The organism is Euryhalocaulis sp. (assembly GCF_013911995.1).
In the GTDB taxonomy this organism is placed as follows: domain Bacteria; phylum Pseudomonadota; class Alphaproteobacteria; order Caulobacterales; family Maricaulaceae; genus Euryhalocaulis; species Euryhalocaulis caribicus.
Genome location: NZ_JACESD010000067.1, coordinates 1 through 12,372, shown reverse-complemented (window position 1 = coordinate 12,372; position 12,372 = coordinate 1). Strand labels below are relative to the sequence as shown.

Genomic DNA, 12,372 nt, shown 5'->3' with positions numbered 1-12,372 from the left:
CCCCGGACGCCGAACGCCTGCTGATGCTCAAGCCAGATCTCGTCGTTTTCGGCCCGCCCTCGCCCGGGCCGAAAACGACGAGATCTGGCTTGAGCATCAGCAGGCGTTCGGCGTCCGGGGCGGCCTGCGGCAGGTCCCGGGCCCAGTCCGGCGCCAGCGAGACGGCGTCCCGCGACTGCCAGCTCAGCGCGGCGACCTGATCGCGGGTTGCGACGCTCAGCACATACTGGTCCGCGCAGAGCGAGGCGGAGACCACGCGCTGCGGCGCGGCGGCGGCAGGCGCGGAAAGCATCGTCGCCAGCGCGATAAGCGCGGCAAAAAGGCCCCCTCCCCACAAGGAAGAGGGGGTAAGTGTCGGGGCCGGGAAAGGCGCGCGCGAAGCAGCGCAGTCGCTCCGCGCGGTCCCGCCCCGATATCGGCGGGGCGAAATCACCCTTTCCAGCTCAGCCCGGCGAACACGGCCGCGCCCTGAGTTTCGAACCCGATGACGTCGACATAATCCTCGTCCAGCAGGTTCTCCCCGCGCAGCGTGGCTTCCCAGCCGTCCGCGAACTCATAGCCGACGACCGCGCCGACCAGCGTGTAGGCGTCCAGCGTGATCGTCTGGCCCGTGGAAAAGTCCGTATCGAGCTGATCGCCGACATAGTCGGCGGACGCGCCGATGCGCCAGCGCGCCGCCGGACGCCAGCCGGCGGTGAGGCTGCCGGTAGTTTCGGGGCGGCGGATTTCTTCGGCGCCGTTTTCATCCGACTCCAGCAGGGTCAGCGCGCCGTCGATGAACAGGGTCTCGAGCGGACGCCAGCTGGCCTCCAGCTCCACGCCATTGCGCTCGCTTTCGGTCTGACGATTGAGGGCGGTCGAGGTGAAATCCGGATTGAAGGCGGTGTAGATCTCGTTCTCCAGCCTCGACTCGAAATAGGTCGCGGAAAGATCGAGATTCAGCGGGTCCACGCGCTGGTCCCAGCCGATCTCCCAGCCCGTGGAATTTTCAGGCTGCAGGTCCGGATTGCCGACAAAGCTGCCCGGGAAGAAGCCGAACAGTTCAAAGACGCCGGGATTGGTTACGCCCTCGCCCACGCTGGCGCGGGCTTTGCCGTCAATCGCGGCGAACCGCCAGCTGGCGCCGACGCGCCAGGTCGTGACGTTGTCGAAGCGATCATTGAAGTCGCGCCGGATGGAAGCGTTCAGGAGGGCCGGGCCGGCGGAAAAGCCGTAATCCAGCGCCACGGCGTCATTGGTGATCTCCTGCTTCTGGTTTTCGCCCGCGCCGGGAACGCCGCCGTCATTCTTGAACATCTCGGTTTCCGACTCGACCAGCGCGACCAGGCGGTGATCGGCGTTCAGGGCGCGGCCGCGCCAGCCTGCTTTACCCTCGAAGTCCCAGCGGCGGCCGATGGAGGCGTTGTCGAACGCGCCATCGGCGTAGTTTTCAGCGTCCACCAGCGTCAGGCCCGCGGAGCCTTCATAGAAGAAGCCGCCGTCCAGATCGCCCTTCAGGGCGGCGCGACCGAACACTTCCTCGGTCGCGCGCAGGCGGTCGGCGTTATCCAGCGCGCCATCGAAATCGATGTCCGGATCGGACTGCGCCTCGGCGTCCTGATAGCGGCCCGTCAGAATGAGGCGCGCCGCCTTTCCGAGCAGCGGATAGGCGAAGCTGCCGTTCAGGGTCAGGTTCTCGAACCCGTCTTTCTCGCCGCCCTGACCGGAAACATCGATTCCGTCCGAGTCGAAGGCCGAGGCCGAGAGGCTGGCGCGCCCCTTGCCCACCGGCCCGGCGATACGGGCCGAGCCGCGGACCGTGTTGAAGGAGCCGGCCTCCACGGCAGCGGACCAGGACGGCGCGCCGCCGCCCGGGCGGGTGACGATATTGATCACCCCGCCAATCGCGTCCGAGCCCCACAGGGCGGATTGTTCGCCGCGCAGGATTTCGATCCGTTCCACATTGGCGGTCTGCAGGTTTGCGAATTCGAACTCGCCGGTGAAGGGGCTGGAGGCTTCCACCCCGTCAATCAGGACGACAGTCTGGTTGGCTTCCGATCCGCGCAGGCGCACCTGAGTCAGGCCACCGAAGCCGCCCGATTGCGACACCGCAATCCCGGCGGATCCCCGCAATATATCGGATATGAAAGCGTCGCCCCGCGCGGCGATTTCATCGCGGCCGATGATGGTGGCCGAGGAGGTGACGTCCTCCAGCGGAATCGGATCAAGCGCGCCGATCACGATCAGTTCGTCCAGCTCATCACTGGCGCTTGCGGTCTGGGCGAAGGCGGGGGGTACGGCGAGAAGGGCCAGCGCCGTGCTGGTCAGTAGCGTGCGTGTCATCGACATCTCCAAACGCTTCGCGCCCCGCGCCGCGAAGGCGGGCGGGAAGCGGGTTCAACGGATGCCGCTGCTTCGGAAAAACAAAGGTTCCGGCCCTCGCGCCTTATCCCGGGCGCGATGATCGAGCGACTGCGCCGGCCGGTCTTCCGGCTCTCGGCTGATCGCGCCTGGATCGCGCCTTCCCAGAGCCAGGGGCTCCAGTGGCGTGATGCGGTCCAGACTCGCCGATGACGGCTGCGGGCACAGCCCCGGATTGAGAGTCGCGCAAAGAAAGAAAGGCCCACGCGCTCCGCACCGGGTTCCCGATTAATCCCGGTTAGGGGAACCGACGCAGAGAGGGGTGTATGCCCCCTGCACGCGGGTTTCAAGTGGCGTCAGGAGGAGGCGAAACTCTGATTGAGGTCGCGGGCCAGACGGTCCAGTTGCCGCCGGTTGCGCCGCCATTCCAGCCAGAGCAGCAATACTTTGGGCCCTTCGACGAGATAGCGCCGCCACATGCGTTTGGGCTCGCTGGCCAGACGGTGCAGCCATTCCAGCCGCGCCTTCTGCATCCAGCGCGGCGCGCGGGAGACCTTGCCGGCGAGGAAATCCAGCGACGCGCCGACGCAGAAACCGATGCCGGTGCAGTCGCGACGGTCGCGTATGGCCTGCGCCACCATCTCCTGCTGCGGAGACCCGACACAGAGAAAGACGAAACGGGACGGGTTGCGGAAGACGAATTCCGCGCAATCCTGAACCGCCAGCGGATTTTTCTTCAGCCCCATCGGCGCGTCGTGCCAGCGCAGATCGGTCAGGCCGTAGCGTTTTTCGATCGCCTCGATCACCGATTGCGTGCCGCCTATGACCACCACGGGTTCATCCGGGTCAATAGCGTCCGCGAACAGGCGCTCCGTGAGGTCGGAACCGGGCGTGACATCCACTTTTTCGCCGGAGATTTTTGCGATGAGTTCAAGAATGCGGCTGTCGCAGACCGTCAGCCAGGCTTGCGCGTAGAGCACGGCCTCCCGCGGATTGCCGCGGGCGATACGGACCAGGTGATCCACATTCGGGGTGACGACAAATTCAAAGGACTTGTCCGCCGGGCGTTCGGTGACGCGCTGAAAGGCAGTGTCCATGCCGATGCGGTCGAAACCGCCATTGAGAAACCAGATATGACGGGATCCGCGGCGGCGGTCGGCGCCTGTTTCGCTGATGGCGGTCATGATTGGCGCGTCTCCCCTCGTCCCAAAACGCTGCAGTTCGCGCGCCCGTGAGGGGCGCACGGGCGTCACAAAGCAAACCGCGCGCCATTCCCGGCACGCGGCTGTTATCCGCTGATCGGCTATTGAAGAGGGTCAGAAAGCCGGATCAGTCCATTCCGGACTGATCGTTCTCTTCCGCGTCTGGATAGACGCGCGTGATTTCCTTGATGGCGCAGGATTCGCCGCGGGCATAGATGCGGCCGGGCGCAATCTCTCCCGCGCACATGAAGTTGCCGGTATCGGACTCCAGCGCCAGATTCCAGGACCAGTTGAGCTGGCTGCACGTTTTGTAGACATCGACCTCATAATGGTCGTTGGCGCCGACACTGATCCGGACCGTGTCGTCATCGACTTCGCTGAAGCCGTTCACGTTCCGCACCGGGAAGCAATCGCGTTCGGCCGACTGGGCGGCCTGCGGCGCGTCGCCCGAGGCGCTGCCCATCGTATCCATATCGGACGCACAGCCGAACAGGGCGATAACGCTGGATGCAACCACTAGCCTGAGCATTGTAATAACCTTCGACAGCTCCCTCGTGCGAAGATGAATGCGTCAGGCCGCGTTAAGTTCGGTATTGGTGCGAGTTGATTTCATGTTTCCGGAGCAGGTTGCGGAATTGATGATAGCTGAGCGCCAGATGTTCCGCGGCTTTTCCCTGATGGCCGTCATGGGTTTTCAGGGCGCTTTCTACGAGTGATTTTTCGAAAGACTCGACATTCTGCTTGAAATCACGGGGCTTGGAATCCGGCGCGGGCGAGGCGCTCCCGTCCGGCGTCCCGGCTTCCTCCTCCGCGCCGCCATCCAGCCGCCAGGGCGATTCAAACGGGTCGAGCTGGATGTCGTCGATAGGACGGCGGGCGCGAGATTCGGCGGCCAGTGTACGGTAGGTGGCGCGCTCCACGACGTTTTTCAGCTCCCGCACATTGCCAGGCCAGTCATGGTTCATCAGCAGGCCCATCGCCTTCATGCCGAACCCGGGAAAATGGTCCGCACCGAGCTCCGCCGTCATGCGCTGGGCAAAATGCTGCGCGAGGATGGGGATATCCTCCCACCGGGCGCGGAGCGGCGGCAGGGTGACAACATCGAAGGCCAGACGGTCGAGGAGATCGGCGCGGAAAGTCCCTTTGCGCACGGCGTCCGGCAGATGCACGTTCGCCGCGCCGGCGACGCGCACATTGACGCTGATGGTTTCCGAACCGCCCAGCCGTTCGAACTCCCCATATTCCAGGATGCGCAGGATCTGTTCCTGCACGCGCATGGAGGCGTTGGAGATTTCGTCCAGGAACAGCGTGCCGCCATGGGCGCGTTCAAACCGGCCCACATGGCGGCTGGAAGCGCCGGTAAAGGCCCCGGCCTCATGACCGAACAGCTCCGACTCCAGCAGGTTTTCCGACAGAGCGGCGCAGTTCAGCGTGACATAGGGCTGGTCCCAGCGCGGGGACAGAAAGTGCAGGCGGGCGGCCGCCAGCTCCTTGCCCACACCCCGCTCGCCCACGATCAGGACCGGCCGGTCCAGCGGGGCGGCGCGCGAGACCTGCTCCAGCGATTCCAGGAATTGCGGGGACTGGCCGACGAGCGGCGGGAGGTCGGTAAGCGACATGCCCGCTAATTTATATATTTAACCGGTTAAATCTACAATATTTCGTATTTTTAGTTATTTTATTGGTAAACGTAATTGCTCTATTTTCCAAAATTATCTATATTTTTCAGTAATTTATATCATTAATAAAAAACTGGCACACCCCTTGCTGATATGAAGACGTGAGGCACGGAACTCACGAGCCAAGGGACGAAAGACCATGACTGACTATGAAACCCGCCACGGAGACTCGCGAGACACGCTGAGCCGGTTCGGACGCTATTTGCGCAGCCGCTCGGGCGAGGTCTGGGCCTTCTTCGCGGTGGGTCTGGTGATCGGCCTGATCATCGGCTGACCCCCGCCCCGCGCATCACGACAGATCAAGAAAAGAAAAATCGCTAACCGGCAAACGCTAACCGCCGACACAAAAACAAGAAGGAGTATCCAGGATGAGCATCTTTTCCCGACTTGGAGACATCATCAATTCCAACCTCAACGCCATGCTTGAGCGCGCCGAGGACCCCGAGAAGATCGCGCGCCTGATCATTCAGGAAATGGAAGACACGCTGGTCGAGGTCCGCACCTCCGCCGCGCGCTCCATCGCCGACAAGAAGACGCTGAAGCGTGAAGTCGAAGAGCTGAAGCGCCAGGCTGAAGAATGGGAAACCAAGGCCGAGCTGGCCGTCGAGAAGGGTCGTGAAGACCTGGCCCGCGGCGCGCTGGCCCAGAAACGCAAGCTGGAGCAGGCCGCCGAAATCAAGGCCAACCAGCTGAAGATCGTGAAAGAAGCGATCGAGAAGGCCGAGTCCGACATGAACAAGCTTCAGGACAAGCTTGAAGAGGCCAAGGCCAAGCACAAGGCGCTGATGATGCGCCGCCAGACGGCCGAAGGGCGCATCAAGATGCGCGGCCATGTCGCCGACACCAAGATCGACGACGCGCTGGCCCGCTACGCCCATGTCGAGCGCAAGGTCGACGAGCTGGAAGCCCAGGTCGACGCCTATGACCTGAACAATGGCCGCAGCCTGAAGAGCCAGTTCGACGAGATCGAGGACAAGGACAAGGTGGAAGAGGAGCTGCAAGCCCTCAAGAAGCGGATGTCCAACCGCACGGGCGGCGACAAGCCGGCTGCGGCGTCCACGCCCGGAGAGGCCGGTTAATCACCGGCCCTCCCCACCCTGACGGAGGAATAAGCAATGGAAGTACTCGCCATCCTTTTCATGGTCATCGTGGCCCCGCTGTGGATCATCTTCCACTATACCACGAAGGCGCGCGAGAAGGGCAGCCTGACCCCGGACGACGAAAAGATGCTCGAGGATCTCTGGAAGAGCGCCAAGGGCATGGAGCGCCGGATCGACGCCCTGGAATCAGTCCTGGACGTTGAGCCCCGCACCCGTCCCGCCGGCGACCGCCCCGCCGCCGACCGCATGATGTGATCGCGTCGTGAGCGCCACCCTCCTCCCCATCCTGGCCCTTTTGATCCTTTTCATCGGGCTGCCGTGGCTGGTCCTGCACTACGTCACGAAGATGCAAAAGGCGCGCAGCCTGGACCCCGCTGACGAGAGAATGCTGGAGGATCTGTGGCTGATCGCCCGGGAGATGAGGCGGCGGATCGAGACCGTCGAGGACATCCTCGAGATCAAGAAAGACAAGAAAACCAAGGACAACGACAATGAGTGACCCCATGAGAGACAATCCGAACCCGCATCGCCTCTACCGCAACAAGGACCGCGGCTGGATCGGCGGCGTGGTGGCCGGGCTGGGCGACTATTTCGGCCTGGACGCAGCCATCCTGCGGATCGCCGCCATCGTCCTGTTCCTGTTCCCGGGCACGTCCGGCTTCATGCTGATCGGCTATGTCATCGCCTGGATCGTGATCCCGCGCCGCCCGATGGACGTGCGCCGGCCCGCAAGCCCGGACGAGGACGAGTTCCTGCGCGGCGTCGCCCGCAAGCCGTCCGAGACGTTCTCCAATATCCGCTACACGTTCCGCGACATGGACGAGCGGCTGCAGAACATCGAACGGGTGGTGACCTCCGAAGAGTGGCGCCTGCGCCGCGAATTCAAGGACCTGGAGCGCTCCTAGAGCGCGCTTGCGGCCAGCCAATCGTCAAGGGGGACAGACCATGTTGAAAGGCGCCGTATTCACCACCGTGGCGGGGGCCGCCCTGATCGCCTCTCTGGCGATCGCCCCGCCCCGGGCGCTCGCCGGGCAAGGACCGGTCTCGGTCTGCGTGGCGGGCCTGAACGTGACCATGAAGGGCGGGGAAAGCCCGGTCGCCATCGGCCTTAGCGAGCGCTTTGCCTGCGGCTGTGACCGGAAGTGCCGCCCGATGACCATACGGTTCGAGGGCGCAGCCGAAAAAGCCACGGGCGCGACCGTCCGCCGCCTGCACATCTAGGGCGCGCATTGCGCCGGACCGGAACTTCACGGGCGGGACCGCCAATGTCCCGCCCTTTTCTTTGAGGGAGGAAACAAGATGACTTTCATCGCCATGCTGGCCGCCGCCGCGTTCGCCCAGAGCGCCGCGGCGGAAGCGGAAACCCTGGCCGAACTGGATGCGAAACTGTTCGAGGCCGGGTTCGAGACCTGCGAGCTGGACGTTCTGGAAGACCTGATCGCGGAAGACTTCGAATTCTATCACGACGTGGACGGCCAGGTGGCCGATAATCGCGACGAATTTATCGCGGTGATCGCCGGCAATTGCGCCGACTGGCGGAACGGCAAGCGCCCGGCTTCGCGGCGCGGCCTGGACGCGATGGAGACCTATCCGATGCAGGGTTATGGCGCGCTGCAGGTTGGCGCCCACAGCTTTTACGAGAAACCGGAGGGCGAGGCGGAACGGCGCACGGGTCATGCGAAGTTCAGCCATCTCTGGAAGCGGGAAGACGGCGAATGGCGGCTGACGCGCGTGCTCAGCTATGATCACGCGGCGGCCGATTAGGCGCCCTCGCGTTTCCTGCGGCGGTCTTCGAACCGGCCGGGGCGAAAAGCGTCCCGGCCGGTTTTTTCAATCGGGGCCGGATCGCCGCAGATCTCCGCCACGATCATCTCGGCCAGAAGCGGGGCGTGCGCGTAACCGCGCGAACCAAGGCCGCAGAGAATATAAAGCCCGGCTTCCAGCGCGCCCGCCACGGGCAGGCGGTCTTTGGTGGCGCAGCGCACGCCGGACCATAGCGCCAGCGGCTCTGGCGCGACGCGGGCGGCGAGGCCCGGCGCGGTTTCGGCGAGCTTTCCCAGCAGATCGTGCTGCCGGGCCGGGTCGGGAGACGGCGGGGCGGCGCTTTCCCAGTGATCATGGGTCGCGCCCAGCATGACCCGCCCCTCACCCGCCGGGGCAAGATAGGCGGGGCCGGTGACAGGGTGGTCGAGAGCGCCGTCAAAAGCGTGCAGCCCGGCCTGACCAGCGCTCAGTTCCAGGTCCATCGGCGCGCATTGTTCAAAGGCAGGAGCCCCCGCCCCGGCGGCGAGAATCAGGGTTTCGGCTTCGGCGATAATCGCGTCCGACGCGTCCATGACCCGCCAGATACCGGCCTGGCGCCGGATCGACGCCGCGCGGCCGGGGATTTGCGCCGCGCCGCCTGCAAGGCCGAGCAGTATGATCTGCGGATCAAGCACCCCGGCGCCGTGCATGAACAATCGCTCGTCGTCGACGGAAAGGCCGGACCAGCGTTCGGTCAGGGCGGTGAAACGCGCCACTTCCCGGTCGTCCCTGGCGGTCCGCACGGCGCCCGATGGCGCGTAGCCCAGCGCGGCGTACAGGCTGACCGCATGGTGAAAGGCGCTGGTCAGGGCGCGGGCGTGCGGCCGGTCGGCGTTTTCCAGACGGGGGGTCAGCAAGGCGCGCGGCGGGTCGCTGGCGGCCGGCCCCTCCGTGATGATGCGGGGCGCCGCGCCGCGCGCGGTCAGGGCGCTGGCGAGTGACGCGCCCGCCACGCCGCCGCCGATTATGGCGATACGGCCGGGCGCGGGCTCCGGAGCGGGCGTTCCGGGCAGACAGGCTTCCAGCCGCTCCCGCTTGCGGCCATGGCCGGGCTTTTTTTCCACCGTGAACCCCGCCTCGCCCAGCGCCCGGCGAACCGCGCCGGCGACAGTGAAGGTGGCGGCGCGGGCGCCGGGCGCGGAGCATTGCGCAACGGCGCGCATGATTTCCGGCGACCACATCTGGGGATTGCGGGACGGGGCAAAGCCGTCGAGGAACCAGGCGTCGGCGGCGAGGTCCATTTCGGAAAGCGCCTCCGCCGCAGGGGCGTGAAAGACGGTGAGGAATACGCCGTCATCGTCAAAGCGCCGGAAATGCGCGCCGGGGTCGGAAGGCGGCCAGCGCCCGGTCAGGCGGGCGGAAAGGTCCGCCAGCTCCGGCCATGCCGAGTGGGCGCGGCGCGCCTCGGCCGCGTCCATCGGGAAGCCTTCGACACTGACAAAATGCAGGCGCGCGCCGGCCGGACGCGCGCGCCGCCAGAGATCCCAGAGGGCGAGGAAGTTGAGCCCGGAGCCGAACCCGAGCTCCCCCACCGTGAAATGCTTGCGGTCCCGCCAGGCGCCGGGCAGGCCGCAGCCGCGCAGAAAGACGGCCCGGCTTTCGGCCAGGCCGTCTTCTTGCGAATAGTAATGATCCCCGAAATCCGGCGCGGCAGGCACGCCGCCGGTCCAGCCCAGATTAGCCCGCTTCATGACGGGCGCGGCTGTTATTGCGGATATTCGTCGGTGAGTTCGCTTTCGGTGTCATTGTCTGCGTCGGATTCTTCCGGATTGGTCTCCATCGCATCCTCGGCGTCGTCAATGGCGTCCAGCTCGGCCTCGCGCTCGCGATAGACCTCGGATCCGCGCTCGGCGGCGGCTTTCGAACCTTCGACGACCGCCTCGCCCAGGGCGCGGCTTTCCTCGACGATTTCCTCGCCGGCCTCTTCCAGCAATTCGCCGGTTTCGCTGGCGGCGCGTTCGGCGTCGTTCTCGGCCTGGTCGCGATCTTCGTCCGTGCAGGCGGCGGTCAGGGCCGCGGCCAGCGCGAGGGCGGAAATGGATGTAAGCAATTTCATGGGCTTGGCTTTCTTTTGACGTTTGAACCCCGGCCGCAAAGGGACGGCAGGCCGGTTCGTTCTGAAAGCACAACGAAAACGGGCGGCTGTTGGTTCACAGCCGCCCGTAATTCTTCTTTGGAAGAAAGTATGACTTACTGAGGATTATCCTCGTCAGCCATTTCTTCGGCAGCGTCTTCAGCGCCGTCTTCCATGGCGTTCGCGGCGTCTTCCGTCGCGTCTTCCATTTCCTCAGCGGACTCGTCCATCGCGTTTTCAGCGTCGTTGGCGGCGTCTTCCATGGCGTCAGCGGCGTCTTCGGCCGAATCTTCCATGCTGTCCATTTCGTCTTCGTAGGTCAGGTCGTCGTTGAGCTCGTCCATGGAGTCGGCGGCGTCATCGGCGGCGTCTTCCATGTCGTCCGCCGCGTCATCGGCGGCGTCTTCCATGGCGTCAGCGGCGTCTTCGGCCGATTCTTCCATCGTGGTTTCGTCTTCAACGGCGTTTTCTTCGGCGCAGGCGCCAAGGGCGAGAACCGCGGCCAGGCTGGCGGCGGCGAAAAGCGTGGTTTTCATAGTTCTAGATTCCCCAACAGTTTTTGGCGGCGTGTTCAGCCGCCAATTAACCAGAAACACATTTATTACATAAAGGAAATGTTTTCCGGACGCTAGGCCGCTTCGCTCGGCAAAGCGCCAAGATGTTCTTCAAGCTGCGCGAAGGAGGGCTGAACGGCGGTGGGAACGCCGCCGCGGCCAATCTCCACCGAAATCTGCGCGGCATTGCCATGCAGGTGCGCCACCAGTACGTCCTGGATGATTTTGTAGAACTGGTGTTCCTCGTCATAGATTTCCTGCATGCGGACCGCGAACGGGCCCACCATGCCATAGGCCAGGAACACGCCAAGGAAGGTGCCGACCAGCGCCGAGCCGATCATCTTGCCCAGATATTCAGGCGGCGAGTCGATCGCGCCCATCGTCTTGATGACGCCCAGCACGGCGGCGACAATGCCAAGCGCGGGCAGCGCGTCGGCCATGGATTGCAGGGCGCGCGCAGGGCCGGTGACTTCGTGGTGATGCTTTTCCAGCTGACGCTCCATCGCGTCCTCAACCTGGTGAGGATCCTCCAGGTTCATGGTCATCATGCGCAGCGTGTCGCAGATGAAATCGGTCGCGAAATGGTCCTTCAGGACGCGCGGATAGGCGTTGAAAATGGCGCTGTCGTGCGGTTGCTCGATATGGGTTTCCAGCGCGATCACGCCTTTGGTCTTCATCGTCTTGGTCAGCGTGAAGAGAAGGCTCAGAAGATCCTGGTAATCGGCCGCTTTCCATTTCGGACCGGAGATCAGCTTGGCGAAATCCTTGGCGGTTTTCATGATCGTCTTGGATGAATTGCCGATCAGGAAGGCGCCCAGCGCCGCGCCGCCAATCATCATCAGCTCGAAAGGCAGGGCTTTCAGGATCACGTCGAAATGGCCGCCGGCGAGCATGAAGCCCCCGAAAACCATCGCGAAAACAACCACTACGCCAATTATCTGGAACATGCGTGAATCGCCCCGTCATCGCCCCTGCCGCGAACCGCGCATGCGGACCCGCTCATAAGCCGCCATGTTTGGCGAATAATGCTTAATGCCGGGTTTAACCGGCGATTCCGCCAATGCCCGGCTCTGGCGCGCATCGTCGAAATGGGATAACCGGCAGACGTCTTGACCGATCCAACCACTCAGACGACGCCGGCCCAGAGGAAGCGCGCCTTCACGCTTCTATTCTGCTGTCTGATGGTGACCGGCATCGGTAATTCCATGCTGTTCGCCATCCTTCCCCCCATCGCGCGGCGCCTGGACATCGCCGAGGTGTTCGTGGGGCTGGTCTATACGCTGGCCGCAACCCTGTTCATCCTGACCAGCCCGCTCTGGGGCCGGCTCAGCGACCGCGCCGGGCGGCGGCCTGTCATCGTAATGGGACTGACCGCCTACATGGTTTCCATGGGGCTGATCGCGGTGGTGGTGTCGCTGGGCCTGTCCGGAATCATCTCGGCCGGGGCGACCATCGTGCTGCTGATCCTGTCGCGCAGCCTGTCGGGCGGGCTGGGCTCGGCCAGCGGCCCGGCGGCGCAGGCCTATGTCGCCGACCGCACGACCACCCAGACGCGGGTGGAGGCGCTGGCCGCGCTGACGGCCGCCATCGGGATGGGGGCGGCGGTCGGCCCGGGCGTTG

16 protein-coding genes, 1 pseudogene and 1 riboswitch are annotated in these 12,372 nt (G+C 64.5%); of the genes and pseudogenes, 8 read left to right on the top strand and 9 right to left on the bottom strand.

What is annotated here, in order from left to right:
• From H2040_RS13505 to pspF, 5 genes and pseudogenes are all read right to left on the bottom strand, one after another.
• Positions 1 to 292: pseudogene (locus H2040_RS13505) on the bottom strand (hypothetical protein); the annotation flags it as partial.
• Between the two features lie 137 nt (positions 293 to 429).
• A complete protein-coding gene (locus H2040_RS13500; RefSeq protein WP_287158070.1) occupies positions 430 to 2,322 on the bottom strand; it encodes a TonB-dependent receptor plug domain-containing protein in 1,893 nt (630 codons plus the stop codon).
• 119 nt (positions 2,323 to 2,441) lie between these two features.
• Positions 2,442 to 2,667, bottom strand: a riboswitch (cobalamin riboswitch).
• 29 nt (positions 2,668 to 2,696) lie between these two features.
• The gene (locus H2040_RS13495; RefSeq protein WP_287158068.1) at positions 2,697 to 3,524 is read right to left on the bottom strand and encodes a WecB/TagA/CpsF family glycosyltransferase; all 828 of its coding nucleotides are present in this window, start codon (positions 3,522 to 3,524) and stop codon (positions 2,697 to 2,699) included.
• Positions 3,525 to 3,669: 145 nt separating this feature from the next.
• On the bottom strand, positions 3,670 to 4,071 hold the full coding sequence (locus H2040_RS13490) for a DUF6491 family protein (protein ID WP_287158065.1): 402 nt from the start codon (positions 4,069 to 4,071) through the stop codon (positions 3,670 to 3,672).
• A 52-nt stretch (positions 4,072 to 4,123) separates the two neighbouring features.
• On the bottom strand, positions 4,124 to 5,161 hold the full coding sequence (gene pspF / locus H2040_RS13485) for a phage shock protein operon transcriptional activator (protein WP_287158063.1): 1,038 nt from the start codon (positions 5,159 to 5,161) through the stop codon (positions 4,124 to 4,126).
• A 199-nt stretch (positions 5,162 to 5,360) separates the two neighbouring features.
• Between pspF and H2040_RS13480 the strand changes: the two genes are divergently transcribed.
• The 7 genes from H2040_RS13480 to H2040_RS13450 all read left to right on the top strand — a co-directional run bounded on the left by H2040_RS13480 (position 5,361) and on the right by H2040_RS13450 (position 8,085).
• Entirely contained in the window at positions 5,361 to 5,495 is a 135-nt protein-coding gene (locus H2040_RS13480) for a hypothetical protein (RefSeq protein WP_022698408.1), read from the top strand.
• 94 nt (positions 5,496 to 5,589) lie between these two features.
• Positions 5,590 to 6,300: a phage shock protein PspA gene (gene pspA, locus H2040_RS13475; protein WP_022698407.1), complete on the top strand. Its 711-nt coding sequence runs from the start codon at positions 5,590 to 5,592 to the stop codon at positions 6,298 to 6,300.
• Positions 6,301 to 6,336: 36 nt separating this feature from the next.
• Positions 6,337 to 6,576, top strand: a complete 240-nt coding sequence (gene pspB / locus H2040_RS13470) for an envelope stress response membrane protein PspB (RefSeq protein ID WP_022698406.1) — start codon at positions 6,337 to 6,339, stop codon at positions 6,574 to 6,576.
• A 7-nt stretch (positions 6,577 to 6,583) separates the two neighbouring features.
• Positions 6,584 to 6,820, top strand: a complete 237-nt coding sequence (pspB, locus tag H2040_RS13465) for an envelope stress response membrane protein PspB (protein ID WP_022698405.1) — start codon at positions 6,584 to 6,586, stop codon at positions 6,818 to 6,820.
• Positions 6,813 to 7,226, top strand: coding sequence for an envelope stress response membrane protein PspC (gene pspC, locus H2040_RS13460; protein WP_027068469.1), 414 nt, complete (start codon positions 6,813 to 6,815; stop codon positions 7,224 to 7,226). Before pspB (H2040_RS13465) ends, pspC begins: the two co-directional genes overlap by 8 nt.
• Positions 7,227 to 7,266: 40 nt before the next feature.
• On the top strand, positions 7,267 to 7,542 hold the full coding sequence (locus H2040_RS13455) for a hypothetical protein (protein WP_022698403.1): 276 nt from the start codon (positions 7,267 to 7,269) through the stop codon (positions 7,540 to 7,542).
• 78 nt (positions 7,543 to 7,620) lie between these two features.
• Positions 7,621 to 8,085: a nuclear transport factor 2 family protein gene (locus tag H2040_RS13450; protein WP_287158055.1), complete on the top strand. Its 465-nt coding sequence runs from the start codon at positions 7,621 to 7,623 to the stop codon at positions 8,083 to 8,085.
• Here the strand turns inward: H2040_RS13450 and mnmC2 are convergent.
• From mnmC2 to motA, 4 genes are all read right to left on the bottom strand, one after another.
• A complete protein-coding gene (mnmC2, locus tag H2040_RS13445) occupies positions 8,082 to 9,815 on the bottom strand; it encodes a tRNA (5-methylaminomethyl-2-thiouridine)(34)-methyltransferase MnmC2 (RefSeq protein ID WP_287158053.1) in 1,734 nt (577 codons plus the stop codon). The two genes, H2040_RS13450 and mnmC2, sit on opposite strands and share 4 nt — an antisense overlap.
• Positions 9,816 to 9,829: 14 nt before the next feature.
• Complete coding sequence (locus H2040_RS13440; protein ID WP_287158051.1) at positions 9,830 to 10,180, bottom strand: hypothetical protein; 351 nt, start codon at positions 10,178 to 10,180, stop codon at positions 9,830 to 9,832.
• Positions 10,181 to 10,314: 134 nt separating this feature from the next.
• Positions 10,315 to 10,734, bottom strand: a complete 420-nt coding sequence (locus H2040_RS13435; protein WP_022698401.1) for a hypothetical protein — start codon at positions 10,732 to 10,734, stop codon at positions 10,315 to 10,317.
• Positions 10,735 to 10,826: 92 nt separating this feature from the next.
• Complete coding sequence (motA, locus tag H2040_RS13430; protein ID WP_022698400.1) at positions 10,827 to 11,699, bottom strand: flagellar motor stator protein MotA; 873 nt, start codon at positions 11,697 to 11,699, stop codon at positions 10,827 to 10,829.
• A 162-nt stretch (positions 11,700 to 11,861) separates the two neighbouring features.
• On the opposite strand from motA, the gene H2040_RS13425 reads away from it, so the two are divergent.
• Positions 11,862 to 12,372, top strand: a 511-nt coding sequence (locus H2040_RS13425) for an MFS transporter (protein WP_287158039.1), incomplete at its 3' end; no start/stop codon positions are given.

Coding starts and splice junctions, on each gene's coding strand:
- pspF (WP_287158063.1), bottom strand. CDS start 5,161: ATGTCGCTTACCGACCTCCCGCCGCTCGTCGGCCAGTCCCCGCAATTC.
- mnmC2 (WP_287158053.1), bottom strand. CDS start 9,815: ATGAAGCGGGCTAATCTGGGCTGGACCGGCGGCGTGCCTGCCGCGCCG.
- H2040_RS13500 (WP_287158070.1), bottom strand. CDS start 2,322: ATGACACGCACGCTACTGACCAGCACGGCGCTGGCCCTTCTCGCCGTA.
- motA (WP_022698400.1), bottom strand. CDS start 11,699: ATGTTCCAGATAATTGGCGTAGTGGTTGTTTTCGCGATGGTTTTCGGG.
- H2040_RS13450 (WP_287158055.1), top strand. CDS start 7,621: ATGACTTTCATCGCCATGCTGGCCGCCGCCGCGTTCGCCCAGAGCGCC.
- H2040_RS13495 (WP_287158068.1), bottom strand. CDS start 3,524: ATGACCGCCATCAGCGAAACAGGCGCCGACCGCCGCCGCGGATCCCGT.
- pspC (WP_027068469.1), top strand. CDS start 6,813: ATGAGTGACCCCATGAGAGACAATCCGAACCCGCATCGCCTCTACCGC.
- H2040_RS13455 (WP_022698403.1), top strand. CDS start 7,267: ATGTTGAAAGGCGCCGTATTCACCACCGTGGCGGGGGCCGCCCTGATC.
- H2040_RS13440 (WP_287158051.1), bottom strand. CDS start 10,180: ATGAAATTGCTTACATCCATTTCCGCCCTCGCGCTGGCCGCGGCCCTG.
- H2040_RS13490 (WP_287158065.1), bottom strand. CDS start 4,071: ATGCTCAGGCTAGTGGTTGCATCCAGCGTTATCGCCCTGTTCGGCTGT.
- H2040_RS13435 (WP_022698401.1), bottom strand. CDS start 10,734: ATGAAAACCACGCTTTTCGCCGCCGCCAGCCTGGCCGCGGTTCTCGCC.
- pspB (WP_022698406.1), top strand. CDS start 6,337: ATGGAAGTACTCGCCATCCTTTTCATGGTCATCGTGGCCCCGCTGTGG.
- H2040_RS13480 (WP_022698408.1), top strand. CDS start 5,361: ATGACTGACTATGAAACCCGCCACGGAGACTCGCGAGACACGCTGAGC.
- pspA (WP_022698407.1), top strand. CDS start 5,590: ATGAGCATCTTTTCCCGACTTGGAGACATCATCAATTCCAACCTCAAC.